The organism is uncultured Mobiluncus sp., assembly GCF_902488535.1.
GTDB lineage: Bacteria > Actinomycetota > Actinomycetes > Actinomycetales > Actinomycetaceae > Mobiluncus.
On the sequence record NZ_CABTWO010000002.1, the window covers coordinates 144,846 to 169,800 of the forward strand.

The window sequence follows — 24,955 nt, forward strand, 5'->3', positions numbered from 1 at the left end:
TGCGGTAGAGGTGGGATTTGAACCCACGGTGGGTTGCCCCACACAGCATTTCGAGTGCTGCACCTTCGGCCGCTCGGACACTCTACCTGGTCGCGCTTTTCAGCACGAGCCATGATTTTACCATGAAGCCGCGGAGGAAATCTCATAGCGGCTCCACGTGTAAACAACTCGGTTGGCGCCAAAGCCCTGGCTGGTAGCCTGTCAATAGGGTTGCAAACACGGCAGTTTTCCGAGTTTTTCGCCGCACTTTTACACTCTCGGTACCCCACCGTCTCGGGATTGGGAATACGTAAAAATCGGCAGAGTGGCCGAAATATGCTCTACAATTTGGTTTTCAGGATTCCCTGGAAATTACCCATTCGGCACTCAGTCCTACGAAAGGCTCGATATGTCAGTCGACCGCGACCTGAATCTTCCCCTGCCCCCGGCCCGCACTCCGGTTCTGGCCATCATTACCGCCGCGATGGAGGACGAAGCCACGCCCTTGTGGGACCTGGCTAAAGGCGGGGGGAATCTGGTGCGTTTAGGCGCGAAAGGCACCCTGCAGCTGCTCCAGATTGAGGACGCTACGATTGCCCTGTTGACTACCGGAATCGGGCTGGTCAACGCGGCCAGTTCGCTGGCCACGGCCCTGACTTATGTTTCCCCTCGCTACATTTTTAGCTGCGGTTCGGCTGGCGGTTTGGATGTGCATTCACAAGTCCGGGACGTAGTCGCGGCGTCGTCTTGCCTGTTTTCCACCGCCGATGCCCGCGAGTTTGGTTACGCTCTGGGGCAGGTTCCGGGGATGCCCGAACGCTATTTAGCTGATGGAGACCTGTTGGGTCGTTTTCATTCCCTGCCCGAGCAGCTGGCTGGGTCGCGCACCCGCAGCGGGGAGTTTCTCTCCGCTGACCAATTCGTGGGCACCGAAACTGCCCTGCAGCTGCGGGAACGCTACCCCGAGGCAACCACAGTCGATATGGAGTCAGCGGCCCTAGCCCAGGTCGCTTACGGGGTTGAGGTTCCCTTCCTGGCGATCCGGGGGATCAGTGATTTGTGCGGACCCGAAGCGGCGGCGGAAAACTACGCCCGTGCCGGGGACGTGGCCCGCCTGAGCTTCCTGGTGGCGCTGTGCCTGTTGGGGTTGCGCGAACCTGAGGAAATCAAATAACGCCCGGTTTTCCGACGTAAACGAAGACTTCGGCTTTAGTGAGAATAGATGCGACCCCACTCTTCCTTGTGATCAAGCATCTTTTGTGCCGCAGCTTGGGCTCCGGCCAAACTGTGGCTCTGACCCCAACCGCACTGGACTTCATTTGCCGCCGGTACCTCGGTCATGTTAACTACGTCAACCAGGGTTGCTTCCAATACAGACATAAATTCCGCTGGTTGAAGGCCTAAAGTCATCGCATAAAATCCCGTTTGGCAGCCCATCGGCGAGAAATCCAGCAGTTTGTCCGTGTGGTCACGCATATGTTCCGCCATACTGTGCTCCAAGGAGTGCACCACCGGCATATCCAGATGCTCTACATTGGGCTGGCAAAACCGCACGTCGTACTTGATGAACTCGTCCCCGCCGGGCAGAGTCTCCTGGTGTGCCACCCGCACGAACGGCGCCTTTACCTTGGTGTGATCCAGCTGAAAAGATTCCACATTAGTTTTCTCGATTTCCATAGTTAAAATTCTATAGCTTCCCGACACGCCGGCGACACGCCGAAGTCGCCAATTTTATAAAAAATTCTTTTTACACCGCTTGTGGATAACTACACCCGTGTAACTTATCCTTACTACGTGGGCTAACGTAGCTATGCACAAGTTCGTCCACAGCAGGAATCGGACTTGTCCACAGGCAGCAGGGAGAGAAAACCGACCACTACATATAGTGGTGGTAGACACACCCGCCCCCAAGGTGTAGTGTTTTGAACTCGACAGGACTTTTCAGTGCTGATAGAATAACAACGTTGTAGTTTTCCCTTCGCGGTCCCCGAAAACACCGCGGGAAGGCTACACACCGGGAGAGAGATGTGGAGGAAGTCTCGAGATGAGTATCACTCTTTACACGAAACCTAACTGTGTTCAGTGCAACGCAACGAAGCGCGCTTTGGACAAACAGGGTCTGGACTACGAAACCGTCGACCTGACCGAGGACGTGAACGCTCTCGATCACATCAAGAGCCTGGGTTTCCAACAGGCCCCCGTTGTTTTTGCCGGAGACGACTCCTGGTCCGGGTTCCGTCCCGATAAAATCAAGGCTCTCGCCGCCGCAGTCCTCACCGCCGCAGTCGTCTAAACGCGATACCTCGGTCCGCCCGCTCCGCGCCGTCGGCTCGGAGTTACGCGCCGCGTCCCCGCGCCGCCAACGCGACCGACACACCTTGTGAATCCGCTAGAAAAAGCATCTAAGTAAGGCAAAACCGTGGGGTTATTGGTTTATTTTTCCTCCGCAACTGAAAACACCAAACGATTCGTGGAACGTGTCGGTGTTCCGGCGTTGCGTATCCCGCTGCGCCCCGGTCCTGAACCCTTGCTGGTCGACGAGGAATACGTGCTGATGGTGCCTTCATACGGCGGCGGGGACACCAGTAAGGCAGTCCCCAAACAGGTCATCAAATTTTTGAACATCGAACATAACCGCAACTTGTGTCGCGGCGTAATTTCCAGCGGCAATATCAATTTCGGCGAGGCCTACTGCATCGCCGGCAAAGTACTTTCGAACAAACTCAAGGTTCCCTTCCTGTACAAGTTTGAACTGTTGGGAACCCCGGAAGATGTAACTGCAGTCAGAAAGGGATTGGAAGAATTTTGGGCGAACCTACACTCTCAACAAGCGGAATCGGACTCCCCGGCGTCACCGGAGTCATGACTGACACACTAGAAGACGAATTCCTCGACGCTAAACACGATTACCACTCGCTAAACGCGAAACTGAACCTCTACGGCGAGGACAGAAAAATCCAGTTTGACGCGGATCGGGAGGCCGCTCGCCAGTACTTCTTACAGCACGTCAACAAGAACACGGTGTTTTTCCACGATCTGAAAGAAAAGCTCGACTACCTGGTCGAGGAAGGCTACTACGAGGCTGAAACCCTCAAACAGTACAGCTTCGAGTTCATCAAGTCGCTGTATGAAAAGGCCTACAGTCACAAGTTCCGGTTCCCAACTTTCCTGGGAGCGTTCAAGTACTACACTTCCTACACGCTCAAGACGTTCGACGGCAAGCGTTACCTGGAACGTTTTGAGGATCGCGTGTGCATGGTGGCGCTGTACCTGGCACGCGGGGATGAACAGCTGGCCGTGGACATCATGGAAGAAATCATTTCGGGACGCTACCAGCCCGCCACCCCCACCTTCCTCAACGCGGGAAAGAAAGCCCGCGGAGAGATGGTTTCGTGCTTCCTGGTGCGCCTGGAGGACAATATGGAGTCCATCGCCCGGGGCATCAACTCCGCCCTGCAGCTGTCCAAGCGCGGGGGTGGCGTCGCTTTGCTGCTGACGAATCTGCGCGAGGCGGGCGCCCCGATTAAAAAGATTCAAAACCAGTCCTCCGGCGTGGTTCCGGTGATGAAACTGCTGGAAGATTCGTTTTCTTACGCGAACCAGCTGGGGGCTCGCCAGGGAGCGGGTGCGGTCTATATCAACGCTTTCCACCCGGACATCATGGCTTTCCTGGACACCAAGCGCGAAAACGCTGACGAGAAAATCCGGATTAAGACTCTGTCCCTAGGGGTGATGGTTCCCGACATTACCTTCGAGCTGGCGCGCAATAAGGAGCCGATGTACCTGTTCAGCCCCTACGATGTCGAGCGTGTCTACGGGGTGCCCTTCAGCGATATTTCCGTCACGGAAAAGTACCGCGAGATGGTCGACAACCCCGACATTCGCAAGAAAAAGATAGATGCCCGCAAGTTTTTCCAAACTTTGGCGGAAATCCAGTTCGAGTCCGGCTATCCCTACATCGTTTTCGAAGACACCGTGAACCGGGCAAACCCGATTGACGGGCGCATCATCATGTCAAACCTGTGTTCCGAGATTCTCCAGGTGTCCGAGCCTTCCGTGCTCAATGAGGACTTGTCATATGCGAAAGTCGGCAAAGACATTTCTTGCAACCTCGGTTCCATGAACATCGCCAAAACCTTGGAATCCCCGGATTTTGCGAAATCTATCAACGTGGCGATTCGCGCCTTGACGGCGGTGTCGGATTTGACGAACGTAGAATGCGTGCCGACTATTCAGCGCGGCAACTCGATGTCTCACGCCATCGGTTTGGGGGCGATGAACCTGCACGGCTGTCTGGCGAAAAACCGAATTTTCTACGGTTCGGACGAGGGTCTGGACTTTACGAATATGTACTTTTACGCCACGGCGTTCTATGCCCTGAAGGCGTCTCACGCTTTGGCAGTAGAACGCGGCGTCACCTTTGAGGGTTTCGAACGTTCCCAGTACGCCAGTGGAGAATACTTTGAGAAGTATATTAACGGGGATTGGACCCCAAAGACCGCCAAGGTTCGCGAACTGTTCGAGAAATCCTCGATTCACCTGCCGACCCCGGAAGATTGGCGGGTTCTAGCCGCGGACATCAAGCGCGACGGCATGTACAACCAAAACTTGCAGGCCATACCGCCCACCGGATCGATTTCTTACATCAACAACTCGACGTCGTCGATTCACCCCATCGCCTCCAAGATTGAGATTCGTAAAGAGGGCAAGATCGGCCGGGTGTACTATCCGGCCCCCTACATGACCAACGACAACCTGGACTACTATCAGGATGCCTACGAAATCGGGTATGAAAAGATTATCGACACCTATGCCGAGGCTACGAAACACGTGGATCAGGGGTTGAGCCTGACCCTGTTCTTCCCGGACACGATTACGACCCGTGACGTGAATAAAGCCCAGATTTATGCCTGGCGCAAAGGCATCAAGTCGCTGTACTACATTCGTCTGCGCCAAGCTGCCTTGGAAGGCACCGAAGTGCAAGGCTGTGTCAGCTGTATGCTCTAAGTCTTTCTGACTGCTTATATACGGGAAATCCCCGGTTGAGGTGTGAACCGCGTCAACCGGGGATTTCCTTTCTCAAAAGCGATTACTCGGGTATCTTACTTGGGTTGCAGAGCCTCGGAAACCAGGTATTGCAACAGCACCATCGGGGTATGCGCCCGCAGATTGACCTCACCACGAGAGTTCAAACAGCCTGCTGAAAACAAGAAGTTATTGAAGACCTCCACCGCTTCGCCCACAGCCTCCGGGGTCGCATCTTGCCCCATTTCATGCAGCAGGTCCACCGCTACCGTTTGTGGGTCGTCTGGTGCAGCCCAGTCGCAGGAGGCGAACGCCTGGGCCAACGCCCCAATAATGAGACGCAGGAAAAACTCATCTTCATCGTTGTCGCTCAAAGCGAAAGCCACCATCGGCAAGATGGGCTGCGGTGAACGCAGCTGGCGGATACCCATCAGCGAGAGCATGACTTGGGAACCGGCCAAGTTAATCAGTCCCGACTTCACTGCCATGAGGAAATAGGCTTGCAAGGAATTCCCCAGGGACGTCGCAAACCCGTCGGGGAGATTGTCCATGTCCACCGGGGAAGACGGTCGGACGGCGTTAATCTGTACCAGATTGTCATCCTCGCCCCGGTCAAAGCGCGACGAGACCACGGAAGGAATATACTGCCCAGCCGCCAAACCGACATCGTCGGAGTTATCCGTGAGGGGGCCTGTACTGGGCAACACAAAGTCCAATAAATCGGGGCCGGGATGCCGCATCAAATCCACGAAATCCTGCATATCCAGACCCGCGCATCCCGCCCTTAGCTGTGACAAAATCCAGGCTAGAGGTCGGTTTAACGCCTGTTCCGCAGCCTCAACCATCGCGGAAGTAATCGGCTGGTTAGACAACTCCAGCAGGTATAAACCCAGCTTTGATCCGGGCTGCAGGTGCAACAGCTGATCCCCCAACTGCGAAACCGGCAGCTGGGTTACCAAGCGAATCAAGTCCGAGTCGTCCACTTTTTCTTGCCTTCAAACACGTGTTGGTCTGTCTACGTATCCTCAACGTTGAGTCAGCTTATTTCTGTTTCTACCCTAGCCGCCCTGCGGTTTTTTTGTATCCTAAATTGAAACCTGGGTCCCACAGGATAAACTGGGAAGGTCAGTTTCGCGCGATATTTCCCGCTTAGCGCAAACCCAAAAAAACTATTGAATTCAAGGAGAAACTCGTGGTCATTGGGATTCCAAAAACCGTGCAAGCCATCAACTGGAACGACATCGAAGATGACAAAGATTTGGAGGTGTGGGATCGTCTGACCGGCAATTTCTGGCTTCCCGAAAAGATCCCGCTGTCTAACGATATTCCCTCGTGGAAAACTTTGAACGAAGATGAAAAGAACATGACGAACCGCGTGTTCACAGGTCTGACCCTGCTGGACACCATCCAGGGTACGGTGGGTGCGGTTTCGCTGATTCCAGATTCCCGGACTCCGCACGAAGAGGCGGTTTACACCAACATCGCGTTCATGGAATCGGTCCACGCCAAGTCCTATTCCTCCGTGTTCTCGACCCTGCTGTCCACCGAGGAAATCAACGAATCTTTCCGCTGGTCCGAGGAAAACGAATACCTCCAAAAGAAAGCCCATATCGTGTTGGAGTACTACCACGGCAATGACCCGGAAAAGCGCAAGGTCGCCTCGACCATGCTGGAATCTTTCCTGTTCTACAGCGGTTTTTATGCTCCGATGTACTGGTCGGCGCACGCGAAACTGACTAACACCGCCGACCTCATCCGCCTCATCATCCGCGACGAGGCTGTTCACGGCTACTACATCGGCTACAAATATCAACTGGCCATCCGCGAATCTTCCGAGTCCCGGCGCCAAGAAATGAAAGACTACACGTTCTCCCTGCTGATGGACTTGTACGACAACGAAGAGCTCTACACCGAGACCCTCTACGACCCGCTGGGTTTGACGGAGGACGTTAAGAAATTCCTCAAGTACAACGCGAATAAGGCTTTGATGAACCTGGGCTACGAAGCCCTGTTCACAGCTGATCAGGTCGACGTTAATCCCGCGATTTTGGCAGCTCTGTCGCCCGCGGCCGACGAAAACCACGACTTCTTCTCCGGTTCGGGTTCCTCCTACGCCATCGGCACCGCCGAGGAAACCGAGGACGCCGACTGGGAATTCTAGATTTATTCAATCTTGAATCCAACAGTCGGACCACGCTCTTTCATGGTTGGGAGTATTCTTGTTAGCAGTAGGCCGTTTCCGTACTGTTGCGGTTACGGCGTGCATTTACTTTGTGAATGTTATTCTGCGTCTAGCGTTCAGATTTGCTAGAATGCAGTGGTTAATATCAACGTAATCGAGGTGTAATTCTTGTCTCGCCAAATTATCTTGTCCCAAGAGGCCGTTGAAGCCGGTCTGTGGTATGTGCTTTCTCTGCGGTATCAGGACGAAATCGACCGCGAGCTGAAACAGTTTCCAGCCGACATGATTGATTACTGGGCTACCAAATTAAAGATTAACCCTCGGATGGAGACAGAATTGGCTGAGGTTCTGGCCGAGGAACGCGAGGTTGTTAAGACCCAGCAGACGGCGGACAAAGAACTCGGCGCGGAAAAGGAAAACTATATCTTCCCCTCTCTTGACGAGGTCTGGCCGCGTATCGTGCTGGCCAAAAAACGCGCACATGACCACCGAGAAACCACCATCCCCGCGGCAGTCTACGAACGGTTGCGCACCCAAGACATCACCAGCCGGGGGGTACATTCTTCGCAGGGCATGGTGCGCTGGCCACCAACTTGCCAAACCATCACGAAACGATGCGGCGGTTCGTGGAACGAAGCGTTACACAACATGGGACTGATGACCTCGAAACGGGGACGTTCACGAGGCTCGCTAAAGTTCACCGATGAGATCTACCTGCGCGCCGGTGCCGAATTTTTGATGCACTGCAACGAAATCGGTAAAGCTGCCACCGTGGCTTATTACTGCCAATGGGTGGCTCGCGAACGGAGAGCCGGACGCATCTGGCCCTCCGCAGCGGCGCAGCGTCAATTGCGCGGCACCTGGAATCACGTCATGGAATTGGCCGATCAAATGGTGAAATCCAAGAGCTTTTCCTGAGTTTTTCCTCTCCAGGCGATATCCTGAATGTTGCGGGTCTAGTTTTTCGATTGCACGGGGAGGCAGAAGTGGAGAAACTTCATGGCGGACGACACCTTTTTCGTCTTTTGGGGGGTACCTGCCTGGCTGTTTTCGCGCTGACTGGGTTGATCCTCGCCGGCTCTGGCCTGAGTCCGGCCTACGGTCAAGACTCTGATTCCACCCCCGCGGTGCAATCAGAGCTCACCTCTGCGATCGTAGGGTTCAACCCCGGGATGATTATCTCTGACGAGGTCTTTTACAATCCCAACACGATGGACGTCAACGCGATTCAGCAGTTCTTGAACACACAAGGGCGTGCCTGCCGGCCGGGTGTGGACACCGTTCCTGGCCCCAATGGTCAATCCCAACCCGTCACCATCGTCTGTTTGAAAGACTATGTGGAAAGCACCCCGGATCGTCCCGCGGATGCCTATTGCCCGGCCGCCTATCAGGGAGCCGTGGGAGAAAGCGCCGCCCAGATGATCTGGAAAGTTTCCCAGGCTTGCCAAATCAATCCTCAGGTCATCCTCGTCACCTTACAAAAAGAACAGGGATTGCTGACTCGCTCCGGTGCCTCTTTGAAACTATCGAACTACCAAAAAGCCATGGGATACGGCTGCCCGGACACGGCTCCGTGCGACACCCAGTATTACGGGTTCTTTAACCAGATTTATCAAGCCGCGCACCGTTTCCACTACTACCAGAAGCATCCGGGCAAATTCCGTCACCGTGCCGGGCGAGTCAATAATCTGCTGTATCACCCGTCTCGGAACCCAGATGGCTCCTACAAGTGCGGAACGACCCCAGTTTTCATAGAAAACCAAGCAACCGCCGGGTTGTACAACTACACCCCTTACACCCCGAACGCGGCGGCTCTGGCAGCCGGGGGCGGGTTGGGTGATCAGTGCTCCACCTACGGAAACCGCAACTTCTATCGTTTCTTTACATCCTGGTTTGGTTCCACCGGTTCGGCCAGCGCCATACCGTCGTTACGAATTTCGGGAGCTGATCGCATACAGACCGCCGCAGGCATCTCCGCCCGGGCTTTTTCCGGTGGCTCTGACCGGGTTTACCTGGCTCGTTCAGATATGCCCATCGATGCTTTAGCGGGTGGGGTTTTGACTGACGGCCCGGTCCTGTTGGTTCCCATTGACCGTCCTATTCCGTCTGTAGTCACCGCGGAAATCAACCGTCTGCAAGCTAAAACGGTGGTGGCGTTGGGTGGTCCGGGAGCGATTCCCGATGAAGTCTTGGCTAACGCGGCGCAAGGCCGTGAAACTTCGCGGATTTATGGTCCTGATCGGTACGCCACGGCTATCGCGATTTCTCACCAAGCGTTCCCGCAGGGTGCCAAGCGAATCTATATTGCCGATGGCGTGGGCGCCGATGGTGCAGGTTCTCCCGATGCGGTCGTTGGCGGAACTCTGAGCGATGGTCCGGTTTTGATGGTCAACCCGCGCAGCCCCGAGACGTGGAAGTACGTCGCTTCTGAAGTTTCTGACCTGCACGTTTCTGAAGTGGTTGGCTTGGGCGGACCTGGTGCCCTCCCGCAGGAAGCCCTCACTACGATTGCGGCTGAATCAGGAGCTAACGTCTCCCGCCTCGCTGGGGAGAATCGTTACGGCACGGCGGCGGCTATCGCGGCTTATGCCTATCCGGCGATAGCGCGGCAGGACGAAAAAACCGGTTCGCCGATTTTGAGCGATCACGTGGCTTACATTGCCCGTGGCGATAACTTCGCCGATGCTTTGGTGGCTGGAGCTTTGCGAGATGGTCCGGTTTTGCTGGTACCCTCCCGAACTAACCAAGCCCCCGCTCCGGTAGCGAACTATCTGGGCAGCTTGCATCCCAACACGATTATTGCCCTCGGCGGTTTGGGAGCGGTACATCCCGACACTGTTGAGGCTGTAGTAGCTGCTGCCAAGTCGGGTTTACGCTGATAATTTCGCCTGTAATTGGTTAACCTGGTTTACTCAGGCGAGTAGGTTCCAGATGCGGTCTGCCCGCTCTTTCGAGCTCTGAACCAACAGCCGATTCGGTTCGTCGACCCGCTGCACCCAAACGAGAGCCTGTTCCGGGGTCCTGCCGTGAAGTGTGTGACGGGCGACTAGGCGAGCCTGCGTTGCCTCCGGCGGTGCCTCCAGATAAATCAGCAGGTCGATTGCCTCGCGAACCAGAGCCCACGCCCCGTCTTGCAGCGCTAGGTAGTTGCCCTCCGTAAGCACCACGCCTTCTCGCTCGACCTTGTAACGTGCCGCGATAGCTTGACCAAGTTGACGGTCGTAGCCGGGGGCATACACCACCGTTTTGGCATCGTGGGCCCGATCCAGAGCCATGAGGTAGCCCACCACGTCGAACGTATCCGGGCGTCCCTTATAGTCGCTGAGCTCCTCAGCTTGCAAGACTTCGTTGGACTTGTGGAATCCGTCCATCGGAATAATGCCGGCTAGCAGCGGCTGCGCGCCCCAAACGTAACCATCCAGCAGCTTCATCAGCCTGGTTACTGCCTCGGACTTGCCCGCTCCGGGCGCGCCGGTAAAGCCAACCACCCGCAGGACGTGTCCGTTATCAGCCATATCCTTTAGTTCCGTAGCCAAATCGCTGAGCAATTCATCAAGGGTGCCTGAGAAAGTCTGGACCATGATTATCCTCGGTTCGCTGTGATTGAAATGGGTTTGCTCTCCCAGTCTAACAGCCCCAGCTTTCCTCACGGGAGGTAGGTTACGATAGTGAGGTGTCCACCAGAATGTCCCCACGTCCCTCCCCAAGGGGTTACCCACCCGCGGGCACACCCAGGGGAGGGCGGCGCAAGGGTGGGGCCGTCCGCGCTCTTCTGGTGATCTTGGGGATAGCCTTGGTCGCGCTCGGTTTGGGCGGGGCCTTGGCTGCGGCGGGGATTCATTTTTTTGCCGATACTGAGCAACCGGCTGCACCAACGGCGACAGGACCGGCGGCTCCCACCCTTGACCTGTCTGGATTTGACCCCGGAAACATCATCACCGACAAGGTTTTTTATGATTATCAATCCATGACCCAAGCGGACATAGAGAACTTTATCCGCGACAAGAACGCGGGGTGTGTGAGTCTCTCCACCCCCTGTCTGGCGGACTACACCGAGGACACTATCGATGTTCCTGCTTCGCCCCGCTGCGAAGGCTATCAAGGGGCACCGGGAGAATCAGCAGCAACAATCATCTATAAAACCGCCCAGTCGTGCAAGATCAATCCTCAGGTGCTGCTGGTGTTGCTGCAAAAGGAACAGGGGTTGCTCACGGCCTCTGACTACAGTTTGTCCCCGCGCCACTACGAGGTGGCAACGGGGTTTGCCTGCCCCGATGGGGCGGATTGTGACCCGCAATATTTCGGTTTCGGAACCCAGGTTTACTACGCTGCGGCTCAGTTTCAGCGCTATCGGCAGAGCCCCGCGCAGTTCCCTTTCCACACCGGGGTAGCCAACAATATCCCCTACTCTCCCCTTGCGAGCTGCGGCTCGGCTCCGGTGATTCTGGCTAATCAGGCGACCACGGCGCTTTACAACTACACGCCTTATCAGCCAGATTCCGCTTTGCTGAGTGGGACACCCGGCGAATGCTCCAGCTACGGAAACGCGAATTTTTACGGTATTTTCAAGACTTGGTTTGGGGATTCGCGTCGCTAAATAAGCCTATCAATGCAGTTAGTAAGCATTTATAAGCATTTTTACAGAGCCTTATTTGGCACTAACTAACCAGGTAGAATTCCTTATTTTAGGGCTAGGATTTGCTTATTTATACGTTTGGCCGACACTTTTTCAACCGTGCCGAGTTGCTGGGCAAAGGTCTGTACCCGGTACTCCTCCAGCAGCCAACGCAGCTCCTGTAAACGGCGATGTGTCTCGGCGTTAAAGGGGCGCGCCTCCGCCGCTGTCACCGCCGTGTCAAAGGCCGCTGCAACTTCTGCGAATCGTTCAGCTAACTGGGCGTCACCTGCAGAGTTACGCCGAGCTTTGTCCAATCTTAAGGTGTCCGCCTGCAAGTAACGAGCCAGCTGAGCCAGCCATTTGGCAGGTGTCCTCGCCAAGAAGTCACCGCCCACCAATTGGTTTACGTGGTTTACAATATCTGCTTTGGTGGCGGTGAGGTTAGAGCCGGTGGCCTCTCGCAACTGCTGCTCGAGTTCGCCTTGTACCTGCATCGTGGCAGCGACGGATTGCAGGATTGAATAGACCTGATCCTCAAAGCGGTCAATAGCCCATTCCTGCAGGTCAGTTAGGTTGGTATCGTCTGCTAGGAAATGCCCCTCCGCCTGGTATTCCTCCACCAATGCCCGACCCGCCGCGCTTTGCGCTGCGGCAATCAGGGCAGAAGTGGAGGGGTAGGGGGACGCGGCCAAAGCCGCTGCTTCCGCTCCTCGCCACCGGGTCGACACTCGCGTCTCCGACAGGCACAGCGCTTGACTGAGTTGCTCAGCAAAATTTCTGGGCCGTTCGACTTTGGCTTTTTCGGCTTCCTGTTGCGCCCAGACTTTGCCTTGTTCCTGGGTGGTTTTCACAATCAGGCGGTCACGTAGAGCCTGAAAATCGTCTCCCAGCCCCAGGACTTTCCCACTGCGTCCCACAATCGCGAAGTGGTTTCGCTGGCTTTCCTCCAAAGCCGCGTGCATGGCGGCTAAGTCTGTCGCGCTCAGTTCGACTTGGCGCACCGCGGCTACGCTCTGGGTAAAGATTTCGTCAAAGTCGGGACGATGATGGGGAGGCTCGTTTATAAACTGCTCAAATCGGGGCAGGATTTCGTCAACGCAGTTTGCCGCGGGTACCACGTACTTCCGCACGGATTTCGGCAGGGCTTTGACGCAGGCCAGCAGGTAATCACGCAGCGCTCCGGGAATCGGCCAATCGAAGCCCCGGGAGTCTAGAGACTCTAAGATTGCCTCATCGATGATGATGGTGACCCCTTCTGGAAGGTCAACCGTGTCAATCTCACGTTCTTTGGTTTTGCGGGATTTTTTCCCTTTGTTGTGGGGCGAAACACGGTGATGAGCCGCTTCGGGGGTCGGTCCGCGTTTGCCCGAAAACGTGTAGGCCAGTGGCAGCAGGTGCTCACCCGCCGGCCAAAAATCAGGGAATTGGTCAGCATTTTCTCCGCTATCCGGCACCAATAGATCCCAGGGGTATTCCAACCAATCCGGGTGCTCAAGACGCTGGTTCTTCCACCACGCCTCGAAGGCGGCTCCTGAGGTAACAGCGGGGTCAATGCGTGTTTCCAGCCAGTTCTCTAAAGAATAGGGATCGACTTCACCGGGAATCTGGCGCCGCCGCCGCGCTTCGGCAGCCATCTCTAGCCGGCGCTGATTCTCTTTCCTAAAGGGATAGACCGAACGCCATTCGCCGCGCACAATTCCGTGACGGATAAACAACTCCCGCGCCAGAGTCCGGGCCGGGGTCCCTTCCACCACCGTGTCTCGTAAAGATGCCAACGGGAGGGAACGATCCGCGCTGAGAACCATCCCGAACAGGCTGACGCGCTCGTGAATCATGGCGCACCCAAAACGTGTGGACCAGTAGGGATCGAAATATGTTCGCGTCAACAGGTAACATCCCGCTTGTTCAATCCATTCGGGTTCCACCCGTGCCACTGTCCGGGCAAACAGTCGCGATGTTTCTACCAACTCAGCAGCCATGACCCAGTCGTAGTGTTTGCGGCTCAACCCCGAACCCGGCCACACCACGAATCGGGTTCCGTGTGCCCCGTGATATTCCCTTTTTGTCTCTGACCAGAACCCAATCTGGGTGAGCATCCCGCTCAAGATAGCTCGGTGCAGCCTCTCGACGTCAACCTGGTCAAGGTTTACTTCTTTGATTTCCCTAGTTTTTATCCCAACTTCGCGGCACATTCCGCGAAGTTCCGCCACCAGGTCAATCCACTCCCGCACCCGTAGGAAATGCAGAAACTCGCGGCTGCACAACCGGCGAAATGCGCTGGAAGACAGGGTTTCAATCCGGTCTTGCAGGTAACTCCACAGTTTCAGATAACTTAAGAAATCCGAACGCTCGTCTTCGAAACGGGCATGAGCGAGGTCGGCCTCCGCCCGGCGTTCGCTGGGTCTCTCCCGCACGTCTTGCATTGCCAACGCAGCTACGATAACGACCGCGAGGTCAATAACTCCGAGCTGATCCGCTTCGATAAGGATGCGTGCCAAGCGCGGGTCGAGAGGGAACCGGGAAAGTTTGCGCCCCAGACGGGTCAGTCGAGCGGGCTTCTGGTGGGTATCCAACGCTCCCAGCTGGCTGAGTTCTGTCACCCCATCCGTAACAGAACGGGGCGAGGGCGGATCCAGGAAGGGGAAATCCGCAACTTCGCCCAAACCTAGAGCCGCCATCTGCAAAATCACCGCGGACAGGGAAGTCCGTTGAATTTCAGGCTCGGTGTAAGGGGGGCGAGACAATAAATCAGCTTCGGAATACAGACGAATGCACACCCCTGGAGCCACCCGGCCGCAGCGCCCTTTTCGCTGATTGGCGGAGGCTTGCGAGATGGGTTCGATCGGCAGGCGCTGCACGCGAGTCTTGTTTGAATATCGGGAAATTCGTGCCACTCCGGGGTCAATCACGTAAACGATACCCGGTACGGTCAAGGACGTTTCGGCTACGTTCGTAGCGAGGACTACTCGCCGGTAAGGATGCGGGGCAAACACCCGCTTTTGTTCCGCCTCGCTGAGCCGTGAATACAGCGGCAACACTTCCACAGCTCCCGGAACTGAGGTCCGCTGACCGGGAGCCACGTAACGGCGCCTCAAGTGTCCCTGCAGTGCCTGGGCTGTATCGCGAATATCACGCTCGCCAGCCAGGAAAACCAAAATGTCTCCGGGTCCTTCCCGGCATAGTTCATCCACCGCCCGCAAAATGCCGGTGACTTGGTCAATCTCGCCGGTTTCTGCCCTCGAGAGGTCCTCTTCGGCGTCGTCGGACGTGAACTCCCCCGAACTTTCGTCATCCACGTCAACCAAGGGGCGATACCTGACCTCTACCGGATACGTTCGGCCCGCGACTTCAATAATGGGAGTATCGGGTCCAAAAGCCGTGGCGAAACGTTCGGAATCAATGGTGGCGGAAGTAATAATCACCAGCAGGTCAGGGCGTTTCACCACCAGACGCTGCAAATAGCCCAGGATAAAGTCAATGTTCAAAGACCTTTCGTGAGCTTCGTCAATGATCAGCGCATCGTATTGTTTCAGCAGCGGATCATGGCTGATTTCGGCCAGCAAAATCCCGTCGGTCATCAGTTTGATCTGCGTCTCAGGACCCAAAGTTTGGCGAAACCGCACCTGGTAACCAACCGTGGAACCTAGTGACTGACCCAGTTCGGAGGCGATTCGCGAGGCGACGGTCCGGGCCGCCAGACGACGCGGCTGGGTGTGGCCAATCATCCCTCGCGTGCCCCGGCCCACTTCCAGGCACATTTTCGGCAGCTGCGTGGTCTTTCCGCTTCCGGTGGCTCCGCTGATAACGACAACTTGATGCTGACGCAGGGCAGCCAGAATCTGCGGTCGTGCCACGCTGAGGGGCAAGTCGGAGGGATAGGACAACTCTAGGGACATAACCCACCTATTTTAGGCAAGGATGGCTCAAACTTCACCTGTCAGCGGGTAAACTCGCCGGGATGCTCCCACCAGCCCGTGAATGCGAGAGAATAGGGGCGTGAATAACTCGACGCCGAATCTGCCCCCGGAGCCGACCGATGCCGCCAGTTTGCCTTCGAGGCCCGCTGCGACATCGGATTTTTCCCCGTTCCTCCCGGTTCAGGTGCCCATTTTGCCGTGGAAAAACACGAAACTTTTGAGCCAAGCCCTGGGCGACACAGTCTATGTCAACTCCGCTTTTGCCACGGCCTTGCGCTTGGAGCTGCAGCTCGGCGTGCCCGCCCAGCGCGGAGAAATCGGGGTGAGGATTCCGGTTGCTGATCCGGATTCATGGTCTGAATTTTTTTGTCTGGGAGACGCTTCCCCCCAGCTGGGCAGGGCTTTGCGTGCCGAAGTCAGTGCTCGGGAAGTGCTGGAAAATTCCCGCGCATTCTCTCAACTGGTGTCATGCTTGGCGGATAATGGCTGGTACGGCATCGAGATTGAGGTTCCGGGAGAGAACCTCGATTCGCGATTGATACAGGTGGCCCGTCATACCACCGACGCGGGCCTGCATCCAGCTTTAAGTGTTTTGCCCGGAACACTGCATTCCCAAAACCATGGGATTATGAGTGCTTTTGAAACAATTTCGTTGGACCTTCTCAATGGCTACCAGCCCCGGCGTGAACAGTTGAAGTATCTGGCAACTCAACGCGTGGTGGGCAAAATCATTGACGCGAAAGGTCGCGAGAGAACGAACTTGGAAGCCGCTTTAGAGACCCTGGTGTTGATGCGGGCTCAATTAGACATCCATTCGGAAGTTGCCGTGGGGATTGCGGGAGATTTTGGTTTGGAGTCCCTCACGCTGCCGCTGCGCGAGGACTTGGATTTCGTGGCCAAAACGCGCTTAGCGGGGGCTCCGGAAAAGATTTTTGAAGCCCTGGATTTGGCTAACGCGCTGACTCAGGGCAAGACCACGGTGGCTTCCGCTTTCGTGGCGGACGTACTGTCCCGGTCTGGCAAAGCCACGTCCCTTCCGGTCTAGCTTTGGCGCTAAAGGCCGGCAAACAGTAGAATTGTCACGCAGAGTTTTTCGGAGGTGCGTGCAATGTCTGAAGGCAAGTGGCTGTTTCTGGCTGGTTTGGGGGCCGGAGCCGCATTGGCCTTGCGGATGAGTGAAAAGCAAATTAGCAGCGTAAAGGGGTTTGCGGCAAAAATTGCTAATTCGGAAAGCGTCACTGATGCCCGCAGGGTGACCGCCGAAAAGTTGAACGATGTCTTGCGCACACAGGGGGCTAAGCTCGTCGATAAGTTGGCTGAGAACCTAAAGAGCCAGTTGAACGCAGGGGGCGGTGCCGCTTGGGCGGGCTTTGCTAATGCCGAGGGAGCTGGGGACAACCCTCCTGAATCGTCAACCACATCAACCGATAAAGACGGTGTTACCCGCGATAAAGACGGTCACATTATTATTGATGGAAAAATTGTCGACTAAGCCGAACCGGTCGAGAGGTTACCACAGTAGATGAACTCACAGAACCTCGCCGAACCCACACCGGAACAAATTAAACGCTGGCGGCGCTATCTCGCCGAGGAACGTGACGAAGCCAAGATTTACCGTGCTATCGCTAAAAAACGCCACGGCATGAATCGCGAAATTCTGTTGGAACTGGCCGATGCCGAAAAACGTCATGAGGATTACTGGTTGGCGCACCTCGGCACTCACGCAGAGCCGGCTCCACACAGCCCCTGGTATGTTCGGCTGCTGCAGGGGCTAGCAATCAAGATAGGCTCGATTTTCGTCTTGGCGATGATGCAGCGCTCCGAAGAACGCGGCACCTACGATGTTGATGCCGACGCCACCCCGCAGATGGCGGCGGATGAGCACCTGCATTCCGAGGTAGTGCGGGCTTTGGCAGCCCGCTCTCGCGCCCGGTTTTCGGGACGAGCCCGAGCCATGGTTTTCGGGATCAACGATGGTTTGGTTTCCAATCTCGCTCTCGTGGCAGGCATTGCGGGTACCGGCGTTGCGCCGTCAATAGTCTTGGTCACCGGATTGACCGGATTGGTGGCCGGAGCCCTGTCGATGGGTGCGGGAGAATACATTTCCATCACGTCTCAACGCGAGCTGTTGGAATCTTCACGACCCAACCCCGATGTGAAACAGCGTCTGCCTATGTTGGATCGCGCCGCTAATGAACTGAAACTCCTGTTCATGGCTCGGGGTGAGAAGCCTGAAGAGGCAGCCGCGCACGCGGTTTTGGCCTTGGAAGCCATTGATGCACAACTGCAGTCACGTACGCTGTCTAAAGAGGTTTCGCCCGACCAGCCACAGGACTCCTGCCCGGGCGAGACCCCGGACGAAAAAAATGGGCCAGGGGACGATGCCACCCTCCCTTCTGCGTCAAGAATGTCAACTGAAGAATCCAGAAAACAAGCCGGTAATCCGTTCGCCTTAGCGTCTGAGGACACTCCCTCTGGCGAGCTGGAGGCGATTGGCTCCGGGTCTCAGGCGGCCGTGTCCTCTTTTCTGGCTTTCACCCTGGGTGCGTTCGTTCCCCTAATCCCTTTCCTCCTGGGACTCAGCGGAACTCTTGCTATTAGCGTCGCGGTCGTCCTGGTCGGACTGATGTTGTTGATGATTGGAGGAACCATCGGTATTCTGTCAGGTAAACCGCCGTTTTTCCGAGCCTTGCGGCAAGCCGCTATCGGTATTGGTGCTGCCGTCGTCACTTACCTATTGGGTCTCGCCGCCGGGGGGGCATTTTCCCTGTAAAAATCCCCCGGCAACAACGGTCTTCTCGTCCTGCCCTGCCACAAAACACGCAGGTTACCAATGAAACCGCCATGATTTGCACCTCTGGCGATTTTTCGGGGAAAGTTTCGCTTTGCCTCAGGTAAAATGCTCACGTGCTGAGTGCTATATTCTCTTTCGATACCGGCCTGTTTTCCACAACTATTCCGGCAGCGGCACCAGTTTCTTTCAACGACCTTTTACCTCAGGTGTTTAGGATTCTCGACATTACCGGCGTTTTCCTCAACGGCATCCTCGGCGGCAGGCTGGCTCGTCAAAAACGTTTCGACCTGGTCGGTTTCGGGGTTTTGGCGGTCGTTTCCGCTTTGGGAGGCGGCATAATTCGCGACATCATGCTGAACAACGCGCCACCTGTAGCCCTGACCGACAAATTTTATTTGACTATGGCTTTGGCTGGGGCGTTGGTCGCCGGACTGTGGAAGTTTGACGGCAAATGGTCGCGGCGCACTCTCATTTTATTCGATGCCCTGGTGCTGGGAATCTGGGCTGGCACAGGTACTCAAAAGGCTCTGAGCTTGGGATTCGATGTGATTCCGTCCATCTTAATGGGTGTCGTCACCGCTATCGGCGGGGGGATGGTACGCGATATCGCCGCGGGCAATGTGCCGATGGTTTTCGGCGGAAGCAGTCTCTATGCCATTCCGGCCATCCTTGCGGCATGTGCCGATGCTTCTTTCTATAAACTCGGATACCCCCTGACCGGTATGGTGGCGGCGGCTCTCATCGGTTCGACCCTCACCATTTTGGCTTCGTGGCGTCGCTGGGTTCTGCCCGAAACTCACGACTGGACGATTTCGATGACTCACCAGCAGTGGAAATCAGCGCAGCGGGCCCGCCGAATCGCCCGCGGGGATTATCCAGATGCTAAGACAAAGAAGCTGTGGAAAAACCAGTTTTCCACAGGTAAAACCAACAAGGATGGCGAAACCGAAGACTCCGGTACCACACTTGAGAAGTGAGCGGTTCACTTAACTTCGAGACATCCACCCCGGTGCGCCGAGCCAGTATCGGCGATGTTGTCTTGGTTGGCTGCGCGGCACTGGTGTGGTGGGCGCTATGGCCTGGCGCGGGGCCTAATCTGGCGAATTTTCCGACCCCCGGCCTCCACTGCCCCGCCGGTTCCGCCAGCGCGAAAGTCGGCGGTTCCCTGAGGCAACTGTGTGCCCTGACGGTTCGTAAAGATGCTGGACCTAGTGGGTATCAGCGCGATATGTTCGGAGCGGGATGGATGGACCGCGACGGAAACGGCTGCGATACCAGGGCGGAAATTTTGGCTCGGGACTTTCAGTCCCCGCGTTTTGCAAACAGTGCTAAGCCGTGCCGGCTGACCGGGGGAATCTTTCACGATCCTTACACCGGCAAAACCATGCAATTTGAGACAGCGCCGGGACGTAAAGTCCAGATTGACCACGTAGTGGCGTTGGGTAATGCGTGGAAGTCCGGGGCTTGGGCCTGGACGAAAGCACAGCGGGAGGCCTACGCAAACGACCCGAGCGTGCTTCTGGCGGCAGACGGACCGGCGAACCAACAGAAATCCGACGCCTCCGCCGATGCCTGGATGCCTCCGAACCGCAACTTCCGTTGTGCCTACGCCCGCCAGCAAATCGACATCAAGTACCGGTGGAACCTGACGATCACCGCCGCGGAAAAGACCGCGCTACTTTCTGCCCTAGCCAAATGCTAGGCAAGCCTGGCGCAATCCGCCTTACTTTGCCAAAGCCTGGGCCACCACCTGTTTTGCTTCCTCCTGAATAGCCTTGAGATGCTCAGGACCCTTAAACGATTCGGCATAAATCTTATAAATATCTTCGGTGCCCGAGGGACGCGCGGCGAACCAAGCGTCCTTGGTGGTGACTTTCAACCCGCCGATAGCGGCGTGGTTGCCCGGCGCCTGTACCAGGCGGTCGACAATCGGTTGCCCGCCCAGAGTCGAGGCCGCAACGTCTTCGGGTGCCAAGGCCGCGAGTTTGGTCTTTTCCGCCTTGGTAGCGGGGGCGTCCACTCGTTCGTAAGCGGAGGCACCAAACCGGGCCACCTGTTCCTCGTGCAGAGCGCTGGGAGTTTTCCCGGTCACTGCGAGGATCTCGGAGGCCAGCAGAGCCGCAATCAACCCGTCCTTGTCGGTGGTCCACACGGTGCCGTCTTTGCGCAAGAAAGATGCGCCGGCGGATTCCTCGCCTCCGAAGCCTACGGACCCATCGAGCAACCCGGGCACAAAGTACTTGAAACCGACTGGGACCTCGACAAGTTTGCGTCCCATATCGGCCACTACCCGGTCAATTAAAGCCGAGGACACCAGGGTTTTACCTACGGCACAGCCCTGCGCCCAGTGCGGACGGTGGGTGAACAGGTACTCGATTGCCACCGCCAGATAGTGATTGGGATTCATCAGGCCGTCGGCAGTAACGATACCGTGACGGTCCGAATCAGCATCATTTCCAGTCGCAATATCATAGGGAGCCGAACCGCCTTCCATCACCTGACGCAGAGAAGCCATCGCGTATGGTGAGGAGCAGTCCATCCGAATCTTGCCGTCCCAGTCCAAAGTCATGAAAGACCAGCGCGGATCGACCTTTTCGTTCACCACCGTCAGATTTAATCCGTAACGCTCCGCGATGGCAGCCCAGTAGTCTACCGAAGCGCCACCCAAGGGGTCAGCCCCGATACGAATCCCCGCGGACCGAATCGCCTCAACGTCAACTACGTCAATCAATGAATCGACGTATGACGGTAGAAAATCTGTTTTCCCGATGAAATCAGATTGCTCAGGATGCGGACTCCTCGGTACTGAACGCCACCCCTGACGCAAAATTTCGTTGGCACGATTAGCAATCCAGGAAGTCGCGTCTGAATCGGCGGGACCCCCGCTGGGCGGGTTGTATTTAAAGCCGCCGTCACGAGGCGGATTGTGCGAAGGGGTAACGACGATACCGTCAGCTAGTCCAGCCCCGCTCAGTCGCACGCCTCCCGCAGTGCCCGCACCATTTGCCTTGAGGATGGCGTGAGATACGGAGGGCGTGGGGGTGAAAGAGTCGCGCGCGTCAGTCAGAGTGCGCACTTCCATCCCCGCGAGGACTTCCAGCGCGGTACGCCACGCCGGTTCGGACAGGGCGTGCGTATCGCGACCAATAAACAGAGGCCCGTCGTATCCTTGCGACTGACGGTATTCCACAATCGCGGCCGTGGTGGCTACGATGTGAGCCTCGTTAAAGGCGCGGTCCAGAGATGATCCGCGATGGCCCGAAGTGCCGAACGAAACTGCCTGTGCAGGCTCGTTCACGTCGGGTTCCAGGTCATAGTAAGCGCTGATGACTTCATCAACGTTGATTAGGTCTTCCGGTTTGGCAAGTTGTCCAGCTCGTTCATGCATAGCCTCATTGTTTCACCAATTTCTGTTCCGGGGCGGACGTTTAGAGGGTAAAACCCGGAAACTTCTGGCGTCGAAAGCTCGCATTTGGCCCAATGGAGCTTTAAAATTGCACACGTGCCTGAAGCTGACATGGAAAACATTAAGAACCCCGCCGCAGCCGTTCCCGATCCGAACCAGAAAGTCGCGGTCATCATCCCTGCTAAGGATGAAGCCGATTCGATTGGGGCGACTATTCGTGCCTGCAAGGCGCTGCCCCGAGCGGATTTGTTCGTGGTGATTGATGATGGTTCCACCGACAATACGGGAGAAGCCGCGCGTAGTGCCGGTGCCGTGGTGGTGCGTCATTCCGTCAACCGCGGTAAGGCCAGCGCGATGGAAACTGGAGCAAAAGTCGCGGCTATGCGCGACCCCGAAGACGGTCCTCGCCGTCTCATCCTGTTTCTGGACGCGGACTTAGGAGATTCCGCGGCCCAGACTTTCCCGCTGGTCGAGGCCGTAATGGAGGGACGCACGGACTGTGCCATAGCCGCGCTGCCCCGCCAAGCCGGTGCCGGCGGTCACGGTTTTGTGACACGTCTGTCGCGTCGAGCGATTCGCTGGGCGACCGGGTGGGAACCGCTCCAGCCCCTGTCCGGTCAACGTTGCCTCAGTGCGGAAGCGTTTTTCGATTGTCAGCCTTTGGCGCACAAGTGGGGTGTGGAAACCGGCATGACTATCGACCTGCTGGTTAAGGGGTACTCGGTGCAGGAAGTTCCCTGCGACCTGACCCACCGTGCTACCGGCAACGATATGGCCGGGTACCGTCACCGGCTGAGCCAATTCCGAGATGTATTCCTAGCCGCAGCAACACGCTTTGTGCGCCATGTACGGGCTCCGCTGCGGCTGCGCCTAGCCGCGGCGAGTAAACAGCAGCCCGGCGAGGTTTACTGCCTGAAATAACGTTGCGTTGAGCGGTTAGCGCTGGGGCTGGTCTGTCAGGAATTTGTGACATCCCTGTGCCAAGATGGCTGGGAACATGACTGCGGCTCCTGCCATGCCCAGCAGGATTCCAGAATCATTGAGTAGCATTCCCACCACCATAGTGGTACACCAAGCCGTAAATAAGGCTCTTTCCGCGTGATTCCAGGTGATTCCTTCGGGTTTTAGTTTGGCGCCGATACTGCCCCACAGCCAGCCGTAGTCACGCCGGTAGGGGTTGCGCATATTGGCGAACAGCGGAGCCAGAATAATCGCCAGTGCCAGCAGGATAGCCAGAATGACACTAATAATGAGCCACGCCGGCCAGCCGGCATTCCAAACCATCGTCGATTTGTTAATCAGTACCGGTAACACTCGACCCTGGGCGAGGGTATCGATAAAGTTGCCCAAATGAGTGCGTTCCTCGGCAGGTCGCAACCAATCTAAATAAGCAAATATAGCTGCTACGACTACGGTCAATAAGGCTATCATCGCAGATGATAGGATTGTTAGAGGTTTTCGGTTGAATTTTAAGAACAGTATGGCAAAGCCGGGAATCAGAGCCATCGTGCCGCCGAAATCTGCCCCCAGACTGGGAGCTGAGTCCAGAATAATCACCGCGCCAGCTAGCACTACCAGCACTACCATCAGGGACTTTTCTGAGACGTTAGGTTGTTTGCGTTGCTCTACCAGCCCGTAGGCCACCGTAGCCAAGGTGAGCGCCCCGGTGGCGAGTACCGCGAACATGACATTGTCGATACCGAAGAAACGCCCCCCGACTGTTGATTGCAGACCCATGATGGAATCCAGTACCATCGGGGAACCAATTAAAGGGTCAAGCACCCCTACTATCAGGGACGATATGCTTATTATGAAGAGCGGGCCGAGGAGGGAATTCAAGCCCAGAGCGCTCCAGACAATCGCCGCTAGGGCGCTGAGAATGACCGGGAGCAGGCAACCCAGCCACAGGTAGCTGACGGCAGCCACGTCCGTATCGGACGGACCGAGTTCCCACCACGGCACCAAGTTCATGAGGTACGCCATGACCGGAATGAGGGCGGCGAAGGTTGCGACCATTCGCCAAAATCCCAGCAGCGCCCGGGGCTGTTCCCAGTCTTCACCGAGCCGTGGGTGAGTGCGGCGATTCAGTGTCCATACTGCCACAATCAACAACAAAGCCAGCCCCACCCCCAAGCCGGGAAGGAACCAAACCTGGACATTGCGAATCATCGCGGCCCGGCGCGCTGCCGACGCGAGATACTCCACTGTGACCACATTTCCCGTAGTGATGGTTGAACCTTGCACCCACGGTGGTTTCTGGGCTCCGACATAGTCCAAGATAGTGGCGGTCAGGTCGGAGGTTTGTACCCATCCCGGTCGGTGGGTGGAAGCCGAGGTCGCGCCCCCATTGCCGAACTGAGGGCCGCGCGCCACAAAGACTTGCAGTCTGGGATTTCCCGGCGGAACGATGGCTTTTTGAGGCGCAGATTTGTCAATTAGGTAAACGTTAGATTCTTGATTTGTCGCGGGTTTATCATCAGCTATTGAGGCAACAATGGTATTCCAACCCGAATCATCACCGCGCTGCCAGGCGGCGCGAATAATTTGGGGCTGCAGGCGGCGGGGAAACACCCTCATATCGACCACGACGACCGCTCCGGGAGACATGACCTGACTGAGCAGGTCAGCAAAAACTTCCGGACTGGCGCCCCGGTAGCTAGAATCCGGAGAAAAGCTCAGGGAATCGGGAAACTTGGTACCCGGCGCGTCAGGGTGCATGAAGCCCAGACCGGCCGCCGCTCCATCACCAAAGAGGTGCAGGTTTGTACCGGAATCCAGCACCGCCCGACCGAGGCTCCAGCCTTTTTCACTTGAGCCCATCCGGTTTCCCGTCGCCAGTGCCCGAAAACCGGCAGCCGGAACAGTAGTGTTCGCTTTGGTGCGCACCACGGAATTCGCGCGGGTGGAACTGTCCAGGAGTCCTCGTAAGTCCGGGTCGGCCAGGGAATCGTCATCCCAACGCCATTGCGCACCCAACAAAACTAGCAGCGGCGCGCGGCTCACTTGCGCAGCCATGCTGACCGAACCGGAGGCA

The 24,955-nt window shown here is 56.5% G+C and carries 20 protein-coding genes and 1 tRNA gene; 14 read left to right on the forward strand and 7 right to left on the reverse strand.

What is annotated here, in order from left to right; translation table 11 throughout:
• Positions 1-2 precede the first annotated feature (2 nt).
• Positions 3-87, reverse strand: a tRNA-Ser gene (locus tag RDL66_RS01525).
• A gap of 301 nt (positions 88-388) precedes the next feature.
• Between RDL66_RS01525 and mtnN the strand changes: the two genes are divergently transcribed.
• Positions 389-1,153, forward strand: coding sequence for a 5'-methylthioadenosine/S-adenosylhomocysteine nucleosidase (mtnN, locus tag RDL66_RS01530; protein ID WP_308534713.1), 765 nt, complete (start codon positions 389-391; stop codon positions 1,151-1,153).
• Positions 1,154-1,188: 35 nt separating this feature from the next.
• Here mtnN and RDL66_RS01535 read toward each other — a convergent pair whose 3' ends face one another.
• A complete protein-coding gene (locus tag RDL66_RS01535) occupies positions 1,189-1,656 on the reverse strand; it encodes an S-ribosylhomocysteine lyase (RefSeq protein WP_308534715.1) in 468 nt (155 codons plus the stop codon).
• 367 nt (positions 1,657-2,023) lie between these two features.
• Between RDL66_RS01535 and nrdH the strand changes: the two genes are divergently transcribed.
• The 3 genes from nrdH (at position 2,024) to nrdE (ending at position 4,986) form a co-directional block, all read left to right on the forward strand.
• Positions 2,024-2,272 (forward strand): glutaredoxin-like protein NrdH, encoded by a 249-nt coding sequence (gene nrdH / locus RDL66_RS01540; RefSeq protein ID WP_308534716.1) that lies wholly within the window; start codon positions 2,024-2,026, stop codon positions 2,270-2,272.
• A gap of 126 nt (positions 2,273-2,398) precedes the next feature.
• Complete coding sequence (gene nrdI, locus RDL66_RS01545; RefSeq protein ID WP_299295775.1) at positions 2,399-2,845, forward strand: class Ib ribonucleoside-diphosphate reductase assembly flavoprotein NrdI; 447 nt, start codon at positions 2,399-2,401, stop codon at positions 2,843-2,845.
• Positions 2,842-4,986: a class 1b ribonucleoside-diphosphate reductase subunit alpha gene (gene nrdE / locus RDL66_RS01550; protein WP_308534718.1), complete on the forward strand. Its 2,145-nt coding sequence runs from the start codon at positions 2,842-2,844 to the stop codon at positions 4,984-4,986. The genes nrdI and nrdE overlap by 4 nt, the downstream gene beginning before the upstream one ends.
• A 95-nt stretch (positions 4,987-5,081) precedes the next feature.
• On the opposite strand, the gene RDL66_RS01555 is transcribed toward nrdE, so the two are convergent.
• The gene (locus RDL66_RS01555; protein WP_308534719.1) at positions 5,082-5,987 is read right to left on the reverse strand and encodes a hypothetical protein; all 906 of its coding nucleotides are present in this window, start codon (positions 5,985-5,987) and stop codon (positions 5,082-5,084) included.
• A 209-nt stretch (positions 5,988-6,196) separates the two neighbouring features.
• On the opposite strand from RDL66_RS01555, the gene nrdF reads away from it, so the two are divergent.
• From nrdF to RDL66_RS01570, 3 genes are all read left to right on the forward strand, one after another.
• Positions 6,197-7,165: a class 1b ribonucleoside-diphosphate reductase subunit beta gene (gene nrdF, locus RDL66_RS01560; RefSeq protein ID WP_308534721.1), complete on the forward strand. Its 969-nt coding sequence runs from the start codon at positions 6,197-6,199 to the stop codon at positions 7,163-7,165.
• Positions 7,166-7,354: 189 nt separating this feature from the next.
• Positions 7,355-8,104 carry a multidrug transporter gene (locus RDL66_RS01565; protein ID WP_308534723.1) on the forward strand — a complete coding sequence of 250 codons (750 nt, stop codon included), beginning with the start codon at positions 7,355-7,357 and terminating at the stop codon, positions 8,102-8,104.
• A gap of 254 nt (positions 8,105-8,358) precedes the next feature.
• Positions 8,359-10,065, forward strand: a complete 1,707-nt coding sequence (locus tag RDL66_RS01570; RefSeq protein WP_374042890.1) for a cell wall-binding repeat-containing protein — start codon at positions 8,359-8,361, stop codon at positions 10,063-10,065.
• A gap of 33 nt (positions 10,066-10,098) precedes the next feature.
• Here the strand turns inward: RDL66_RS01570 and RDL66_RS01575 are convergent, their stop codons facing one another.
• Positions 10,099-10,767: a fructose transporter gene (locus RDL66_RS01575; protein ID WP_308534724.1), complete on the reverse strand. Its 669-nt coding sequence runs from the start codon at positions 10,765-10,767 to the stop codon at positions 10,099-10,101.
• Between the two features lie 194 nt (positions 10,768-10,961).
• Between RDL66_RS01575 and RDL66_RS01580 the strand changes: the two genes are divergently transcribed.
• Positions 10,962-11,783 carry a hemagglutinin gene (locus RDL66_RS01580; RefSeq protein ID WP_308534725.1) on the forward strand — a complete coding sequence of 274 codons (822 nt, stop codon included), beginning with the start codon at positions 10,962-10,964 and terminating at the stop codon, positions 11,781-11,783.
• 83 nt (positions 11,784-11,866) lie between these two features.
• Here RDL66_RS01580 and hrpA read toward each other — a convergent pair whose 3' ends face one another.
• Positions 11,867-15,700, reverse strand: coding sequence for an ATP-dependent RNA helicase HrpA (gene hrpA / locus RDL66_RS01585; RefSeq protein ID WP_308534727.1), 3,834 nt, complete (start codon positions 15,698-15,700; stop codon positions 11,867-11,869).
• Positions 15,701-15,800: 100 nt separating this feature from the next.
• Here hrpA and RDL66_RS01590 point away from each other — a divergent pair, with 100 nt between their 5' ends.
• From RDL66_RS01590 to RDL66_RS01610, 5 genes are all read left to right on the forward strand, one after another.
• The gene (locus RDL66_RS01590) at positions 15,801-16,766 is read left to right on the forward strand and encodes a hypothetical protein (RefSeq protein ID WP_308534729.1); all 966 of its coding nucleotides are present in this window, start codon (positions 15,801-15,803) and stop codon (positions 16,764-16,766) included.
• Positions 16,767-16,829: 63 nt separating this feature from the next.
• Complete coding sequence (locus RDL66_RS01595; RefSeq protein WP_308534730.1) at positions 16,830-17,213, forward strand: hypothetical protein; 384 nt, start codon at positions 16,830-16,832, stop codon at positions 17,211-17,213.
• Positions 17,214-17,243: 30 nt separating this feature from the next.
• Positions 17,244-18,494, forward strand: coding sequence for a VIT1/CCC1 family protein (locus tag RDL66_RS01600; protein WP_308534731.1), 1,251 nt, complete (start codon positions 17,244-17,246; stop codon positions 18,492-18,494).
• Between the two features lie 182 nt (positions 18,495-18,676).
• Positions 18,677-19,492, forward strand: coding sequence for a trimeric intracellular cation channel family protein (locus tag RDL66_RS01605; protein ID WP_374042891.1), 816 nt, complete (start codon positions 18,677-18,679; stop codon positions 19,490-19,492).
• A complete protein-coding gene (locus RDL66_RS01610) occupies positions 19,489-20,217 on the forward strand; it encodes an HNH endonuclease family protein (RefSeq protein WP_308534734.1) in 729 nt (242 codons plus the stop codon). The genes RDL66_RS01605 and RDL66_RS01610 overlap by 4 nt, the downstream gene beginning before the upstream one ends.
• A 21-nt stretch (positions 20,218-20,238) precedes the next feature.
• On the opposite strand, the gene pgm is transcribed toward RDL66_RS01610, so the two are convergent.
• Positions 20,239-21,903, reverse strand: coding sequence for a phosphoglucomutase (alpha-D-glucose-1,6-bisphosphate-dependent) (pgm, locus tag RDL66_RS01615; protein WP_308534735.1), 1,665 nt, complete (start codon positions 21,901-21,903; stop codon positions 20,239-20,241).
• A gap of 129 nt (positions 21,904-22,032) precedes the next feature.
• Between pgm and RDL66_RS01620 the strand changes: the two genes are divergently transcribed.
• Positions 22,033-22,842 (forward strand): glycosyltransferase family 2 protein, encoded by an 810-nt coding sequence (locus RDL66_RS01620; protein ID WP_308534754.1) that lies wholly within the window; start codon positions 22,033-22,035, stop codon positions 22,840-22,842.
• A 15-nt stretch (positions 22,843-22,857) separates the two neighbouring features.
• Here the strand turns inward: RDL66_RS01620 and RDL66_RS01625 are convergent, their stop codons facing one another.
• Entirely contained in the window at positions 22,858-24,924 is a 2,067-nt protein-coding gene (locus RDL66_RS01625) for a hypothetical protein (RefSeq protein WP_308534737.1), read from the reverse strand.
• Between the last annotated feature and the right edge of the window lie 31 nt (positions 24,925-24,955).

Excerpts from the sequence above, each read along its gene's own strand:
- hrpA (WP_308534727.1), bottom strand. The coding sequence starts at position 15,700 with ATGTCCCTAGAGTTGTCCTATCCCTCCGACTTGCCCCTCAGCGTGGCA.
- nrdH (WP_308534716.1), top strand. The coding sequence starts at position 2,024 with ATGAGTATCACTCTTTACACGAAACCTAACTGTGTTCAGTGCAACGCA.
- pgm (WP_308534735.1), bottom strand. The coding sequence starts at position 21,903 with ATGCATGAACGAGCTGGACAACTTGCCAAACCGGAAGACCTAATCAAC.
- RDL66_RS01620 (WP_308534754.1), top strand. The coding sequence starts at position 22,033 with ATGGAAAACATTAAGAACCCCGCCGCAGCCGTTCCCGATCCGAACCAG.
- RDL66_RS01595 (WP_308534730.1), top strand. The coding sequence starts at position 16,830 with ATGTCTGAAGGCAAGTGGCTGTTTCTGGCTGGTTTGGGGGCCGGAGCC.
- RDL66_RS01535 (WP_308534715.1), bottom strand. The coding sequence starts at position 1,656 with ATGGAAATCGAGAAAACTAATGTGGAATCTTTTCAGCTGGATCACACC.
- mtnN (WP_308534713.1), top strand. The coding sequence starts at position 389 with ATGTCAGTCGACCGCGACCTGAATCTTCCCCTGCCCCCGGCCCGCACT.
- RDL66_RS01600 (WP_308534731.1), top strand. The coding sequence starts at position 17,244 with ATGAACTCACAGAACCTCGCCGAACCCACACCGGAACAAATTAAACGC.
- RDL66_RS01570 (WP_374042890.1), top strand. The coding sequence starts at position 8,359 with ATGATTATCTCTGACGAGGTCTTTTACAATCCCAACACGATGGACGTC.
- RDL66_RS01575 (WP_308534724.1), bottom strand. The coding sequence starts at position 10,767 with ATGGTCCAGACTTTCTCAGGCACCCTTGATGAATTGCTCAGCGATTTG.
- nrdE (WP_308534718.1), top strand. The coding sequence starts at position 2,842 with ATGACTGACACACTAGAAGACGAATTCCTCGACGCTAAACACGATTAC.